General features: G+C 76.4%; 12 protein-coding genes. 6 read left to right on the top strand and 6 right to left on the bottom strand.

The annotated features are described in order from the left end of the window. Positions 1-70: 70 nt before the first annotated feature. From ACZLMO_RS06790 to ACZLMO_RS06770, 5 genes are all read right to left on the bottom strand, one after another. A complete protein-coding gene (locus ACZLMO_RS06790) occupies positions 71-1,771 on the bottom strand; it encodes a hypothetical protein (RefSeq protein ID WP_463653280.1) in 1,701 nt (566 codons plus the stop codon). After that, positions 1,759-2,028 (bottom strand): hypothetical protein, encoded by a 270-nt coding sequence (locus tag ACZLMO_RS06785; protein WP_425713843.1) that lies wholly within the window; start codon positions 2,026-2,028, stop codon positions 1,759-1,761. Before ACZLMO_RS06785 ends, ACZLMO_RS06790 begins: the two co-directional genes overlap by 13 nt. A 215-nt stretch (positions 2,029-2,243) precedes the next feature. Continuing rightward, positions 2,244-2,966, bottom strand: coding sequence for a hydrogen peroxide-dependent heme synthase (hemQ, locus tag ACZLMO_RS06780; protein ID WP_463653279.1), 723 nt, complete (start codon positions 2,964-2,966; stop codon positions 2,244-2,246). Next, positions 2,963-4,180 carry a ferrochelatase gene (locus ACZLMO_RS06775; protein ID WP_463653278.1) on the bottom strand — a complete coding sequence of 406 codons (1,218 nt, stop codon included), beginning with the start codon at positions 4,178-4,180 and terminating at the stop codon, positions 2,963-2,965. Before ACZLMO_RS06775 ends, hemQ begins: the two co-directional genes overlap by 4 nt. Continuing rightward, positions 4,177-5,535 (bottom strand): glutamyl-tRNA reductase, encoded by a 1,359-nt coding sequence (locus ACZLMO_RS06770; protein ID WP_463653277.1) that lies wholly within the window; start codon positions 5,533-5,535, stop codon positions 4,177-4,179. Before ACZLMO_RS06770 ends, ACZLMO_RS06775 begins: the two co-directional genes overlap by 4 nt. A gap of 58 nt (positions 5,536-5,593) precedes the next feature. Here ACZLMO_RS06770 and hemE point away from each other — a divergent pair, with 58 nt between their 5' ends. The 6 genes from hemE to hemL all read left to right on the top strand — a co-directional run bounded on the left by hemE (position 5,594) and on the right by hemL (position 12,873). Beyond that, the gene (gene hemE / locus ACZLMO_RS06765) at positions 5,594-6,661 is read left to right on the top strand and encodes a uroporphyrinogen decarboxylase (protein ID WP_463653276.1); all 1,068 of its coding nucleotides are present in this window, start codon (positions 5,594-5,596) and stop codon (positions 6,659-6,661) included. After that, entirely contained in the window at positions 6,658-8,133 is a 1,476-nt protein-coding gene (locus tag ACZLMO_RS06760) for a protoporphyrinogen/coproporphyrinogen oxidase (protein ID WP_463653275.1), read from the top strand. The genes hemE and ACZLMO_RS06760 overlap by 4 nt, the downstream gene beginning before the upstream one ends. 306 nt (positions 8,134-8,439) lie before the next feature. Next, positions 8,440-9,390, top strand: a complete 951-nt coding sequence (gene hemC / locus ACZLMO_RS06755; RefSeq protein ID WP_463653274.1) for a hydroxymethylbilane synthase — start codon at positions 8,440-8,442, stop codon at positions 9,388-9,390. Beyond that, positions 9,387-10,454 (top strand): uroporphyrinogen-III synthase, encoded by a 1,068-nt coding sequence (locus ACZLMO_RS06750; RefSeq protein WP_463653273.1) that lies wholly within the window; start codon positions 9,387-9,389, stop codon positions 10,452-10,454. Before hemC ends, ACZLMO_RS06750 begins: the two co-directional genes overlap by 4 nt. After that, the gene (hemB, locus tag ACZLMO_RS06745; protein ID WP_463653272.1) at positions 10,451-11,434 is read left to right on the top strand and encodes a porphobilinogen synthase; all 984 of its coding nucleotides are present in this window, start codon (positions 10,451-10,453) and stop codon (positions 11,432-11,434) included. The genes ACZLMO_RS06750 and hemB overlap by 4 nt, the downstream gene beginning before the upstream one ends. A gap of 8 nt (positions 11,435-11,442) precedes the next feature. After that, positions 11,443-12,873, top strand: coding sequence for a glutamate-1-semialdehyde 2,1-aminomutase (hemL, locus tag ACZLMO_RS06740; RefSeq protein ID WP_463653271.1), 1,431 nt, complete (start codon positions 11,443-11,445; stop codon positions 12,871-12,873). Between the two features lie 22 nt (positions 12,874-12,895). On the opposite strand, the gene ACZLMO_RS06735 is transcribed toward hemL, so the two are convergent. Further along, positions 12,896-13,819, bottom strand: a complete 924-nt coding sequence (locus ACZLMO_RS06735; protein ID WP_463653270.1) for a LysR family transcriptional regulator — start codon at positions 13,817-13,819, stop codon at positions 12,896-12,898. Positions 13,820-13,926 lie beyond the last annotated feature (107 nt).

The following is a 13,926-nucleotide window of genomic DNA, read 5'->3' as shown; positions in this document are numbered from 1 at the left end:
CGAACCCCACCCGACGACGAACCCCGCCCGTCGCCGTCGTCCGTCCCTCGCCGTCGTCCGTCCGTCGCAGTCATTCCTCCCGCTCGAGCTCGACGACGACCGAGGTGGTCACGGCCCCCTCCTCCCCCGCGCCGAGCAGGTAGGCGAACTCCTCCTGCACCGCGACGACGCCGGGCTCGTGCCCCCGGTGCTCGACGACGCCCGCCCACGCGGCCGCCGAGTGCTCGGGGTAGTGCCCCTCGAACGGGAACACCTCGGACAGATCCCGGTCCCGGGTCGAGGTGTCCACCGTGTAGGCGCTCCGGCTGCCGGTCGCGGCGTTCGGGTCGATGTGCGGGACCGGGGCGCCGTCGAGGCCGGACACGGCATCGTCGGCGACGTCGACGCTCATGTGGTGCCCCGCCACGGGCGCGCGGGCGTGGGCGATCGGCGCGTTGAGCGCCACGCTCGTGCGCAGGTCGTACCGGCGCGCGTCCTCCCCGGCCGCCCAGTGCGCGACCCCCAGCCCGCCCTGGCTGTGCCCGATCATCCCCACCGCGTCCCCGTCCCGCGCGCCCGCCAGCTCGAGCGCCTCCGAGATGCCCTCCATGAGCGCCGAGCTGCCGGTGGCGGCGAGCTCGATGTTCGAGGCGTTGTCCATGAGGTTGTCGGGGTCGGCCACCGTCGCGTCCCCGCTCGTCCCCGGGATGACGACGACGAACGACGTCGACCCGTCGGCGTGCTCCGTCCGCAGGACCTCGAGGTGGGGACGGTTCTCGCGCCCGGACTCGGCGTGCAGCGGGTCGACCCGCCGGACGAGGTCGGCCACCGAACCGGGCCGGGCGGCGTCGAGCACCGCCGACGTCCGGCCCGGCGCCGGTCGGCGCGAGAGCAAGGAGCCCGGCGCGCCCGGACCTCCCGACGCGCCAGGGCCTCCTCGGGCACCCGCGACGACCGAGCCCGGGGGCGCGCCGACCCGCAGGCCGGTCGCCCCAGCAAGCACCGGCAGGAGGCCGGGCACCGGCTCGTCGTCGAGCACGGCTCGCGCGCCGCCGGGCGACCCGGTGCTGAGGGCCCGGGCCAGGGGAAGCGCCGCGAGCGCGGCCGTCTCGCCGGCCGCCGGGTCACCCTGCACACCGGTCAGCAGCGGCGAGGTCCCGGTGGCGTCGGCCGCGAGACCGATCGCCCCGCCGGCCGCAGCCACCTCCGCGTCGAGCGCCGCGGCGATGCCCGGGCCGCCGGGGCGAGCCGCCCACCCCGGGTTCGTCAGGACGCCGTAGCCCGGGAGGAACCAGCCGGCGGGGTTCCGAGTCGCCAGCACCCGCCCCGTGATCACGCGCGGGAGCCCCATGGCGTTGGACAGCGCCCCGAGCACCCGGAACCGGGCACCCGCACCCCCGTCCGCGCGCTCCGCCAGCGCCGCCCACCCCCGCAGGCCGCTCGCGAGGTCGGCCACCCGCCGGGCCACGGTGTCGATCGTGTCCGCCGCCCCCTGCGCCGACGCCCCGACGGCCACGAGGTCGGCGGCGAGCAGCGGGTCATGCCCGGGGTTCGGGACCGGGACGAGGATCCGCCCGCCGTGCTGCGGGGTCGATCCGACGAGGCGGAGCGGCGCCGCGGCCGCCCGCAGGCCCTCCGCCACCTCGTCGAGCTCGTCCGCGAGACCGCGCACCTCGTCCGGGTCGACGTCCAAGCCGTCCCTGGACGAGGTGACGTGCTCGGCCTCGACGGGGTCGGGCGGGACCAGAGGGTCCGGCCGGTCGCCGGCGACCGGCCGGGTCAGCCCACCCATCGCAGCGCTCCCACGCCCGGAGCACCCTCGAGGTCGATCCGCACCGTGAGGCCGATCAGCCGTCCCTCGATCCCGCGCAACGTGGTGAGCGCGGACTCGACCTCCCCGCGCAGCTCCTCGCGCCGGTTCGTGGCGATCGTGCCCGCCTCGCCGGTCCACGCGGTCGGCGCGCAGGCCGACAGCCTGTCCCGCACGCCCTCCAGCGCCGTGGCCTGCGCGCGCACCCGCTGCAGGTCCGCCTCGATCTGCTCGAGCATGCCGTCCCCCCTCTCGTCACCGGCACGCTAGGCGTGCTTCCGGACGACGCACCGGGGGTGGCGGGGCGGCCTGTGGGCGGGGGCGCGGCAGGGCGGCCTGTGGGGACGGCGACAACGCCGCGCCGACGACGCCGGTTCGGCCCGGCCGCACCGAGCGATCAGCCCGGCCGACCGATCAGCCCGGCCGGCCGGGCAGCCGAGAGACCCTCTCGGGCTCAGTCCGCGGCGAGCGGCTGCCGCGCGGCCCAGTCGGTGAGCTCGACCCGCGGCCCGGTGTAGAACGGCGTCTCCTCGCGGACGTGGAGGCGGGCGTCGACGCCGCGCAGCTCGCGCATCACGTCGACGATCCGGTGCAGCTCGGGCGCCTCGAAGGCGAGGATCCACTCGTAGTCGCCGAGGGCGAACGCAGAGACGGTGTTGGCGCGCACGTCCGCGTAGTCGCGCGCGGCCATGCCGTGCTCGCGCAGCATCCGGGAGCGCTCCTCGGCGGGCAGGACGTACCAGTCGAGGGACCGCACGAACGGGTAGACGCAGATGTAGTCGCCCGCGGGCTCGCCGGCGAGGAAGGCCGGGACGTGGCGCCTGTTGAACTCCGCCGCCCGGTGCAGGCCCACGACCGACCAGACGGGCTCGAGGGCCGCACCCAGGTCGGACGCCCGCAGCGCGTGGTACGCCGCCTGGACCTCCTCGATCGTCTCGGCGTGCCACCAGACCATGAGGTCGGCGTCGGCCCGCAGGCCGGCCACGTCGTACCAGCCGCGCACCTCGACGCCGGTGCCGCGCACCGCACGCTCGGCGTCGGCCACGAGGGCGTCCCGCTCGGTGGAGTCGGCCGGCAGCGGCTGCGTGGTCGCGAACACCGACCACATCGTGTAGCGCACCGTCTCGTTGAGCGCCTCCGCCTCGTGCTCGCTCAGGTCGTTCGCGCTGGCGCTCATGCCGTCTCCTCGATCGGTGTCACCACGTCGTTCGGCTGCCCGCACAGCGCGAGCCTGCCGTCGTCGAACCCGTCCCGGACGGCGCAGCACCCCACGCCGCACACCGAGTCCCACGCGGGCAGGTCGCCGACGACCCCGCGCCGCCCCGGACCACCCGACTCGACACCCCGCGCCTCGGCGGCGCGGTCGAGCAGAAGGTCGACAAGCCCGGCCACGAACTGGGCATACGTCCCGGCGGTCGCCGCACGGGCGAATGAGAGTCCGAGCTCCTCGGCGGTCTCGGCGGCCTCGGTGTCGAGGTCGTAGACGACCTCCATGTGGTCGGAGACGAACCCGATCGGGCTGAGCACCACGGAGTCCATGCCGCCAGCGGCGCGCTCCCGCAGGGCGTCGTTGACGTCGGGCTCGAGCCACGGCGTGCGCGGGTCGCCGGAGCGGGAGCAGTAGGTGAGCGACCAGTCGAGCTCCCGCCCGAGCCGCTCCCCGACCTCGGTGGCGACGAGCCGCGCGACCTCCTCGTGCTGCTCGGCGTAGGTCGCGGCCGCCCCCCGCCCGGAGGCGATCTCCATCGTCGTCGGGATGGAGTGGGTGACGAACATGAGGTGCGGCTCACCGTCGAGCTCGCGCATCGAGGCCTCGACCGCGTCGGCGTTGGCCGAGACGAAGCCCGGGTCGTTGAAGTACGGCCGCACCTTGTCGACCACGAGCGGGCGCCCCTCGGCCACGAGCTGCGGGACGTATCGACCCACGTCCTGGCGGTACTGCCGGCAGCTCGAGTACGAGCCGTACGCCGAGGTCGCGACCATGGCCACGCGGCGGGCGCCGGCGTCGTAGAGCTCGCGCAGGACGTCGACGCCGTCCGGGTCCCAGTTCCGGTTGCCCCACGCCACGGGCACGTCGAGCCCGCGCGCGGCGACCTCGGCGCGCAGCGCCTCGAGGAGCGCGCGGTTGAGGTCGTTGATCGGGCTGCGGCCGCCGAACGCGTAGTAGTGCTCGCCGACCTCCTCGAGCCGCTCGTCCGGGATCCCGCGGCCGGCGGTGACGCGGCGCAGGAACGGCACGACCTCCTCGGGCTTCTCGGGGCCGCCGAAGGACATGAGCAGGACGGCGTCGTAGGGCGCGAGCGCGCCGACCGTCACGGGGGGCGCGGCCTGCGGCGCGGCGCCGAGGTCGTCCTGCTCCTCGGCCGTCGGTCGGTCGGTCGTCACGGTCACGTCGTGGTCCTCCTCGTGGGTCGGCGGCCCGGTCCGGCGTCCGCGGTCTCGTCGGTCACCGAGATGCCGGTGACGAGCTCGAGCGCGCGGACGAACTCCTCGCCCCTGCCGTCGCGGCCGGCCGCCCGGGCCGCGACCGTGGGTGGGTGGGCGAGGCGGGCGGCGAGGCGCCTGAGGGCCTGGGCCGCCTGGTCGGCGGGGACGGTGCCCGCCATCGGAAGTCGGGTGAGCTCGTCCTCCAGCGCGGAGCCGACGCGGTCGCGCACGGCGACCACCACGTCGTCCATCTCGCGCTCGGCGCGGGTGTCGAGCACGGCGCGCACCTCCTCGGCGAGCACCTGCTGGGCGCGTCGCACCTGCCCGTCGGTCGCCGCGGGCGCGTGAGCCTTGACGGTGTCGAGATCGACGACGACGACGCCCGGCAGCGCCGCGGCCTCCGTCGTCACGTCGTGCCGGAGGGCGAGGTCGACGACGACGAGCGGCGCCGCGCGTCCTGCCGACCGCCGTGCCGCGAGTGCGGCCGACACCACGTCGGCGTCGAGGACCGCCGAGCCGGTGCCGCGGCACGCGACGACGACGTCGGCCGCCGCGAGCTCGTCCGCGAGGTCGCCGGCCTCCCGCACCTCCTGGGTCTCGGCGAACCGGCGAGCGCGTCCGCTGGCGGACCACACGGCGATGTCGGTGCACTCGCGGCGGCGCAGCGCGGCGACGGTCGCGCCGGCATAGGCGCCGGTGCCCACCACGAGGGCGCGCCCGCCGGACCACGAGCTGCGGGGCAGCTCGCCGGACTCGGGCGACCAGGCCTCGCCGCCCCGCGGGCAGGACGGGCGGGCCGCCACCACGCCGGCCAGGTCGAGCGCGACGGCCACGACGGAGCGGCCGGCGGCGGCGAGATCGGTGTCCACCGCGATGCGGCGCGAGGCCCTCGACGCCCGCTGGAGCGCGTCCTCGAGCGCCGGCGTGGTCGACCCGGCGGCGCGGGCGTCCTCGAGCGCACGGCGGACCTGGCCGACGATCTCGCGCTCGCCCACCACCATGGCGTCGAGCCCGCTGGCGACCTCGAAGAGGTGGCGCAGGGCGTCGTGGCCGTCGGTGCGGCCGGTGAGGTCGTCGACCTCGGCAGCGTCGACCCCGGAGGCGGTGGCGAGGGCGGCGCGGGCGGCGTCGAGCGCGGCGTCGGGGTCCTCGGCCTCGAGGTAGAGCTCGACCCGGTTGCAGGTGGCCAGCACGACCGCGCCGTCGACCGCCGGGTGCCCGGCGAGCCGGGACGGCAGGGACTCGACGCCCACGCTGAGGCGCTCGAGGTCCCGGAGCGTCACCGAGTGGTGATCGGCGGAAAGCAGGGTGAGCGGCACCGCTGCAGGCTAGCAATTCCGCTGCCTGGGCATTTCCTGGTCCGTGCACAATGGCGGGGTGACGAATTCCGTGGCTGCCCCCGACGGCGCCGAGACCCCCGCCGCGCCCGCCCTCCTGACGGCCTATTCCGGACGGAAGCCGGACCGGCTGCCGGTCTGGTTCATGCGCCAGGCCGGCCGGTCGCTGCCCGAGTACAAGGAGGTCCGCGCGGGCACAGAGATGCTCGAGGCCTGCCTCACCCCGGACCTCGCCGCGGAGATCACGTGCCAGCCGGTGCGGCGCCACGGCGTGGATGCGGCGATCCTCTTCTCGGACATCGTCGTGCCGCTGCGGCTCGCGGGGGTCGAGGTCGAGATCGTCCCCGGCACCGGCCCGGTCATCGCCGAGCCGGTCCGCACGCGGTCCGACGTCGCCCGCCTCACGGACCACGAGCCCGGCGACCACGCCCCGATCGCCGCCGCGGTCCGCGCCGTCACCGATGAGCTCGGCACCGGCGAGCGCCCCGGCGACACCCCGCTCATCGGCTTCGGCGGCGCGCCGTTCACCCTCGCCGCCTACCTGGTCGAGGGCCGCCCGTCGCGCGACCACCTCGCGGCGCGCGCGCTCATGCACGCGGACCCGGAGGCGTGGGACGAGCTCCTCACCTGGACCGCGGACCTCACCGGGGCCTTCCTCGCCGCCCAGGTCGACGCCGGGGTCCGCGCCGTCCAGCTCTTCGACTCCTGGGCCGGCTCGCTGTCCGTCGACGACTACACCGAGCGGGCCGCCCCGTACTCCGCCCGTGCGCTCGACCACGTCGCCGGCCGGGTCCCGCGCGTCTCGTTCGGCACCGGCACGTCCGAGCTGCTCACCGTCATGGCCGGGCACGCGGAGGTCGTCGGGGTCGACCACCGCATCCGCCTCGACGTGGCGAACGACCGCCTCGGCGGCCGCGTCCCGCTCCAGGGCAACATCGACCCCGCCCTGCTCACCGCACCGTGGGAGGTCCTCGAGCGCCACGTCCGCGCCGTCGTCGAGGCCGGCCGAGCCGCGCCCGCGCACGTCGTCAACCTCGGCCACGGCGTCCCGCCGACCACCGACCCGGGCGTCCTCACGCGCGTCGTCGAGCTCGTCCACTCCCTGTGACCGGAGCCGGCCCGTCCTGGGACGTCGCCGTCGTCGGGGCGGGCATCGCGGGCCTGACGATCGCCCACGACGTCGCCCGGTCCGGCCGGTCGGTCCTCCTCGTCGAGGCGTCGGGCCGGGTCGGGGGGCTCGTCTCGCCGCTCGCCCTCGACCTCACCACCCCGTCCGACGGCGAACCCCCCGCCGACCCGGACCCGCTCGACGGCGGGACGCGCGGGGGTCCGGTCGTCCTCGACGGCGGCGCAGAGGCCATGGGCACGCGCCGGCCGGCGGCGATCGAGCTGGCCGAGGACCTGGGACTCGCGATCGAACGACCCGCGGCCGGCTCGTGGGTGCAGCCGGCAGCCGGCCCCGCGAGGCCCGTGCCCCCGCGGTCGCTGCTCGGGATCCCCTCGGACCTCACCCACCCGCTCGTCGTCGGCATCCTCGGCGAGCGCCGGGCGCGGCTGGCGGCGGAGGCGGACGCCGCGCACCGGGTCGGGGCCCTGCCCGGTCCGGCCTCCCTCGCCGACCTCGTGCGGGACGCGCTGGGCGAGGACGTCCTCGAGCTCCTCGTCCGCCCGATCGCCGGCGCCCTGCACGCCGCCGACCCGGCGCAGCTCTCGATCGACGTCGTGGCACCCGGCCTGCGCGCAGCCCTGGCCGCGCACGGGACGCTGACCGGCGCCGTCGGGTCGCTGGTCGACGAGGGGCCCGCCGTCGCCACCGTCCGCGGCGGGATGCACCTGCTCCCCGCCGCGCTCACCCGCGCGGCCGGGGCTGCCGGCGCCGAGATCCGCACGGCGGTCCGCGCCGAGCGCCTCGCACGGGACGGCGACGCCTGGCTCGTCGGGATCGCGGAGGGCGCCGCGGACGCCGGCGCGACCGGCGGCAGCAACCGGACCACCCTGCGCGTGCGGGAGGTGGTGCTCGCCGCGCCCGGACCGGAGGCCCTGCGGCTCGCCCATCCTGAGCTTCCCGCAGCACAGGGGATCCGGCTCGCGCCCGGCGCACCGGTGGAGCACCGCACCCTCGTCCTCGACGCGCCGGAGCTCGACGGGGCGCCCCGCGGGTCGGGCGTCATCGTCGGGGAGGGGGCGGCGCCGGGCGGACGCCTCGTACGGGCGAAGGCGCTCACCCACTCGAGCGCGAAGTGGCCGTGGGTGGCGGCGGCGCTCGGCGGCCGGCACGCCGTGCGGCTCTCCTACGGGCGACCGGGCGAGGAGCCGTTCGTGCCGGGCGTCGACGAGGCCCTCGCCGACGCCGCCGCCCTGCTGGGCGTCGACCTCGATCCCGGTCGGCTGCTCGCCTCGGCACCGATCTCCCACGGCGGTGCCCTCGCGCCGCAGACCCCGGACACCCGCGAGGCCGTCGCGGACCTCGCGGCGACGGCGGCGGAGCGCGACCTCCACCTCGCCGGGGCCTGGGTCGCCGGGACGGGCCTCCCGGCGGTCGTCGCCCACGCCCGACGGCTGGCCTCGCGTCTCGTCTGAGCCGCGTCGCACCACGCGCGACCCGCGCCACGCACGAGCCCCGTCACGCGCGGCCCACGCCGCACCGCACCGCACTGCGCCGCACCGCACCCCGCGCTGTTGCGCACATCATGTGACCTACCTCCGTTACGCAACGACGGAACATGCGCTTCCCCACAAACGACATGACGACTTGTCGTCATATTCGACAAATGGTCGTGACGCGTTGTCAGGTCGATTTCACAGATGTCCGATTCATGCATTTGTGTCATGCCTCGCTTGCATATTCGAATCGTTCTCGACGGCGGTCGGTGCGAGAATGTCGGCATGACCTCCGCCACCACCGGCCACCTCTGGCGCCTGGGCACGCGTGGCTCCGACCTCGCCCGCACGCAGTCCCGTCAGGTCGCCGACGCGCTGACGGCCGCGGGCGCCGGCGAGCTCGATCTCGTCGTCGTGCGCACCGAGGGTGACGTCTCCACCGCCCCGCTGTCCTCCCTCGGCGGCACGGGCGTCTTCGCCGGCGCCCTGAGGGCGGCGCTCCTCGACGGCGAGGTCGACGTGGTCGTCCACTCCCTCAAGGACCTGCCGACCGCCCCGCACCCCGGACTGACGATCGCCGCCGTCCCTCCGCGCGAGGACCCCCGGGACGCCCTGTGCGCGCGCGACGGCCACACCCTCGCCACGCTGCCCCCGGGAGCCCGCGTCGGCACCGGGTCGCCGCGCCGGGCCGCCCTCCTCCTCATCGCCCGCCCGGACCTGACGATCGTCGACATCCGCGGCAACGTGCCCACCCGCCTCGCCCGCACTGAGAACGACCTCGACGCGGTGGTGCTCGCGCTGTCCGGGCTCCGGCGGCTCGGCCTCGAGGACCGGGCGACGGACATCCTCGGCCCCCCGACATTCCTCCCGGCGCCCGGGCAGGGGGCCCTCGCCGTCGAGACCCGGGACGACGTCGACTCCGAGCTGCCCGGACTGGCCGCCGCCCTGCGGGCCGTCCACCACGCGCCCTCGGCCGCGGCGGTCGTCGCCGAGCGCACCCTGCTTGGCCGGCTCGAGGCCGGGTGCGCCGCGCCCGTCGGCGCTCTCGCCACGCTCGACGGCGACCGGCTCGCCCTCGACGCCCTCGTCTCCCGCCCCGACGGCGCGCTCCACCTGCGGCGCTCAGGCGGCCGCTCGCTCGACCCGGCGGACACCGAGCTCGCCGCCGGCCTCGGCCGCGACCTCGCCGACGAGCTCCTCATCGCCGGCGCCGGCGACCTCATGGACACCGCGTGACAGGTCCCGCAGCTGACCCGCCCGGCGCTCCCCGCACCGACCTTCCCGACCACGGGGCACTCGTGGGGCTCCGCGTGCTCGTCCCCCGGATCGGCGACGACCCGATCGCCGAGGCACTCCGGTCGGCGGGCGCCGACGTCGCAGCGGTGCGCGTCACGCGCTCCGAGCCCCTCGACGCCGACCCCACCCTGCTCGACCCCGCCGGTGCCGACTGGGTCCTCGTCACCTCTGCGCGGACTGTGGCGCGGCTCGCGGACGTCCGGCTCGGCGCAGTCGGCGCGGTCGACGCGGTCGACGCGGTCGACACGGTCGACACGGTCGACGGTCTCATCGGGGTCGACAGCTTCGGCGGCTCCGACCACGGTCCCGGTGCCGACGACGGTCCGGGCCCCCGCACGTGGCCGACAGCCGTCGCCACCGCGCGCGCGACCGGCACCCGGGTCGGCTCCGTCGGTCCCGCGACGACTGCCGCGCTCGCCCGGGCGGGTATCCCGGTCGACCTCGAGTCGCCGGACGGCACGGCGGCCGCGCTCGTCGGGGCCATCGGTCCCGCGCCGACCCCGACCGGCTCCGCGCCCGACGCGCCCAACCCACCCGGCGAGCCGAACGCGCCCGACGCGGTGGTCACGGCGGTCGCGCCCGACGCGCCGGACGCGTCTCCCGCCCAGCCCCGTGTCCTTCTGCCGGCGAGCGCGCTGGCCGACCCGTCGACCGCCGACCGGCTGCGCGCCGCCGGGTGGGCCGTCGACGCGGTCCCCGTCTACACGACCGTTCCCGCCGATCCCGCCGCGACGACGGCCGCAGCCACCCCGTGGCCGGACGCGGTCGTCGTCACCTCACCGTCCACCCTGCGCGCGCTCGTCGACGCCGCGGGCACGCCTCCCGCCACGACACGCCTCGTCGCGATCGGCCCGACGACGGCCGCGGCGATCGACGCAGCCGGCCTCGTCAACGCCGCGACTGCCCCCTCCCCCACGCCCGACGGGATCGTCGACGCCGTCACGTCCGCGCTCGCGATCCGCGCGACCCCGAACCTCACCGCACCACCACGGAGGACACGATGACCAGCTTCCCGAGCACCCGGCCCCGCCGGCTGCGCACCTCGCCCGCGCTGCGGCGCCTGGTCGCCGAGACCCGCATGGACCCGGCCGACCTCGTCCTGCCCGTGTTCCTGCGCGAGGGCCTGACCGAGCCGCAGCAGATCGGCTCGATGCCGGGCGTCCTCCAGCACACGCCCGACTCCCTCCGACGGGCGGCGGCGGAGGCGGCGGAGGCCGGCGTCGGGGGCGTCATGCTCTTCGGCGTGCCGGCCACCCACGACGCGACCGGCACGGCGGCGACCGACCCGGACGGCATCGCCAACGTCGGGTTGCGGCTCCTGCGCGAGGAGGTCGGGGAGTCGATGGTCGTCGTCTCCGACCTGTGCCTCGACGAGTTCACGGACCACGGGCACTGCGGCGTCCTCGCGTCCGACGGGACGGTCGACAACGACGCCACGCTCGAGCGCTACGCCGAGATGGCCCTCGCGCAGGCCGAGGCCGGCGCCACCCTGCTCGGGCTGTCCGGGATGATGGACGGCCAGGTCCAGGCGGTGCGCGAGGCGCTCGACGACGCCGGGCACCACGCCACCGGCACCCTCGCCTACGCGGCGAAGTACGCCTCCGCGATGTACGGGCCGTTCCGCGAGGCCGTCGACTCGCAGCTGACGGGCGACCGGACGACCTACCAGATGGATCCGGCCAACCGCCGGGAGGGGCTGCGCGAGACGCTGCTCGACGTCGAGGAGGGGGCCGACGTCGTCATGGTCAAGCCGGCCACCCTCTACCTCGACGTGCTGGGCGACGTGACCGAGGCCGTCGACGTCCCCGTCGCGGCGTACCACGTGTCCGGCGAGATGGCGATGGTCGAGGCGGCCGCCGAGCGCGGCTGGATCGACCGGCGCAGGACGATCCTCGAGACCCTGCTGTCGATCCGGCGCGCGGGCGCGGGGATCGTGGCGACGTACTGGGCGACCGAGGCGGCCGGCTGGCTGCGAGAGAGGTGAACGAGGCGATGACGCAGGTGACAGGTTCGACCAACGACGATTCGTCGACGCCACACGTGCCCGTCGCGGGTACGGGCACGGCTATCGGCTCGACGCCCTCCACGTCGGCCGCCTGGTCCGCCGGCCCCGCGAGCGAGGCCGCTTTCGCGGCGGCGCGCGTGGCGATCCCCGGCGGCGTCGACTCCCCCGTCCGCGCGTACGGCTCGGTGGGCGGGACGCCCCGCTTCCTCGCCTCGGCGCGCGGCGCGTACGTCACCGACGTCGACGGACGCGAGTACGTCGACCTCGTCGCGTCGTGGGGCCCGGCACTGCTCGGCCACGCGCACCCGGAGGTGGTCGAGGCCGTGCGGGAGGCGGCGTCGTCGGGACTCTCCTTCGGCGCGCCGACCGTCGCCGAGACCGAGCTCGCCGAGGCCGTGACCGGGCGGGTCGCGCCCGCCGAGCGCGTCCGGTTCGTCAGCTCCGGCACCGAGGCCACGATGACCGCCGTCCGACTCGCCCGCGGCGTCACCGGCCGGCCGCTGATCGTCAAGGTGGCCGGGCACTACCACGGGCACTCCGACTCCCTCCTCGTCGACGCCGGCTCCGGGGTGGCCACGCTCGGCATCCCCGGAACGCCCGGCGTGCCGGACGAGATCGCCGCACGCACGGTGGTCGTCCCCTACAACGACCTCGCTGCTGCGGAGGCGGTGTTCGCCGAGCACGGCGAACGCATCGCAGCCGTCATCGTCGAGGGCGCGGCGGCGAACATGGGCGTCGTCGCCCCAGGGCCCGGGTACAACCGCGCGCTGCGGGAGCTCACCACCCGCCACGGCGTACTACTCATCCTCGACGAGGTGCTCACCGGCTTCCGCGTGGGCCCCGCCGGCTGGTGGGGGCTCGAGGGTGCGAGCGAGGGATGGGCGCCGGACCTGCTCACCTTCGGAAAGGTCCTCGGCGGCGGGATGCCGCTGGCGGCGCTCGGCGGGCCGGCCGCGATCATGGACGAGCTCGCACCGAGCGGCCCCGTCTACCAGGCGGGCACGCTGTCCGGGAACCCGCTCGCCACCGCCGCGGGCCTGGCCACCTTGCGCCTCGCGGACGCCGACGTCTACGCCGCGGTCGACGCCGCCGCCGAGACGGTCGCGCGCGCGGCGGGCGAGGCGCTCGATGCCGCCGGACTGCCCCACCTGGTCAGCCGTGCCGGCAACCTCTTCTCCGTGTTCCTCGGGGAGGACGCGGCGGGCGGCGTGCGGGACTACGCGGGCGCCAAGGCCTCCGAGACGTGGCGGTACCCGGCCTTCTTCCGCTCGATGGCCGCCTCCGGCGTCCTCCTGCCGCCGAGCGCGTTCGAGGCGTGGTTCCTCACCGCCGCCCACGACGACGACGCCCTCGCCCGGATCCTCGACGCCCTGCCCGCCGCGGCCCGCGCGGCGGCGGACGCCGACCCCCCGGCCTGACGCACGGACCCGACCACCCGCCTCACGGCAGCGACGCGCTCGCGCCCAGCCCCTTCTCCGAGGCGGCCGTCCGCACCGCGTCGATGACGAGCTCGAGGGAGGGGCGGCGCGTCGTCGTCGTGCGGTAGGCGATCGACACGGTGCGCATGACGGGCTCGGTCAGCGGCACGATGTCGACGCCGTCCGGGACCTGGAAGGTCGCGAGGTCCGACACCAGAGTGACACCAAGCCCGCCCGCGACCATGGCCAACGCCGTTGCCTGCTCCTCCACCTCGTGCCGGGCCGCGGGCTCGAAGCCGCTGCGGTGGCAGGCGATGCGCACCGCGCTGCCGAAGTGCGAGCGACGGCCGGCGAGGATCCACGGCTGGTCGGCCAGCGCGGCGAGCGCCACCGTCGGGGCGGTGAACGTCCCCGCCGGCACCGCGGCCTGGAGCCGCTCGACCGCCACCGGGACCACCGTGAGCCCCGGGTCGCGCGCCATCGGGTAGTCCGAGTAGTCGATGACGAACGAGAGGTCGAGCGAGCCGTCGCTCACCGCGCCGGCCGTGTCCTCCGGGACGAGCTCGACCGAACGCACCTCGATCCCCGGGTGGGCCGCGGCGAGGGCCGCGAGCGCCGACGGCAGCAGCCCCGCGGCCACCGACGCCCACACGCCGACCGTCAGCCGCGCCGTCACGCCGCCCTGGGCGCCCTCGAGAGCGGTCGTCGCGCGCTCGACCGCGTCGAGGATGTCGTCGGCGTGGTCGGTGAGCAGGAGGCCCAGCTCGGTCAGCTGGACGCGCCGCCCGTGCCGCTCGACGAGCGTGGCCCCCACCTCCCGCTCGAGCTGCGCGAGCTGCTGCGAGACCCCGGACGCGCTGTAGTGCAGGGCATCGGCGACCGCCGTGACCGTGCCGCGTCGGCGCAGCTCACGGAGCATCCGCAGTCGTCGCAGAGAGACCTCCACGCTCGCCAGCGTAGGGCGCCCACCCCGAGACGCGCCCGACGACGCACGTCCCCGTCACCCGCCGCGTTCGTCCACGGGTGCCCGTGCCGGTCCGCGGAACCCCGACG

The sequence above is a fragment of the Georgenia sp. G2120 genome, from assembly GCF_055326485.1.
The sequence above is the reverse complement of the archived record's forward strand: the minus strand, read 5'-3'. Positions and strand labels throughout refer to the sequence as shown.

Coding starts and splice junctions, on each gene's coding strand:
- ACZLMO_RS06790 (WP_463653280.1), bottom strand. CDS start 1,771: ATGGGTGGGCTGACCCGGCCGGTCGCCGGCGACCGGCCGGACCCTCTG.
- ACZLMO_RS06785 (WP_425713843.1), bottom strand. CDS start 2,028: ATGCTCGAGCAGATCGAGGCGGACCTGCAGCGGGTGCGCGCGCAGGCC.
- hemQ (WP_463653279.1), bottom strand. CDS start 2,966: ATGAGCGCCAGCGCGAACGACCTGAGCGAGCACGAGGCGGAGGCGCTC.
- hemC (WP_463653274.1), top strand. CDS start 8,440: ATGACCTCCGCCACCACCGGCCACCTCTGGCGCCTGGGCACGCGTGGC.
- hemB (WP_463653272.1), top strand. CDS start 10,451: ATGACCAGCTTCCCGAGCACCCGGCCCCGCCGGCTGCGCACCTCGCCC.
- hemL (WP_463653271.1), top strand. CDS start 11,443: ATGACGCAGGTGACAGGTTCGACCAACGACGATTCGTCGACGCCACAC.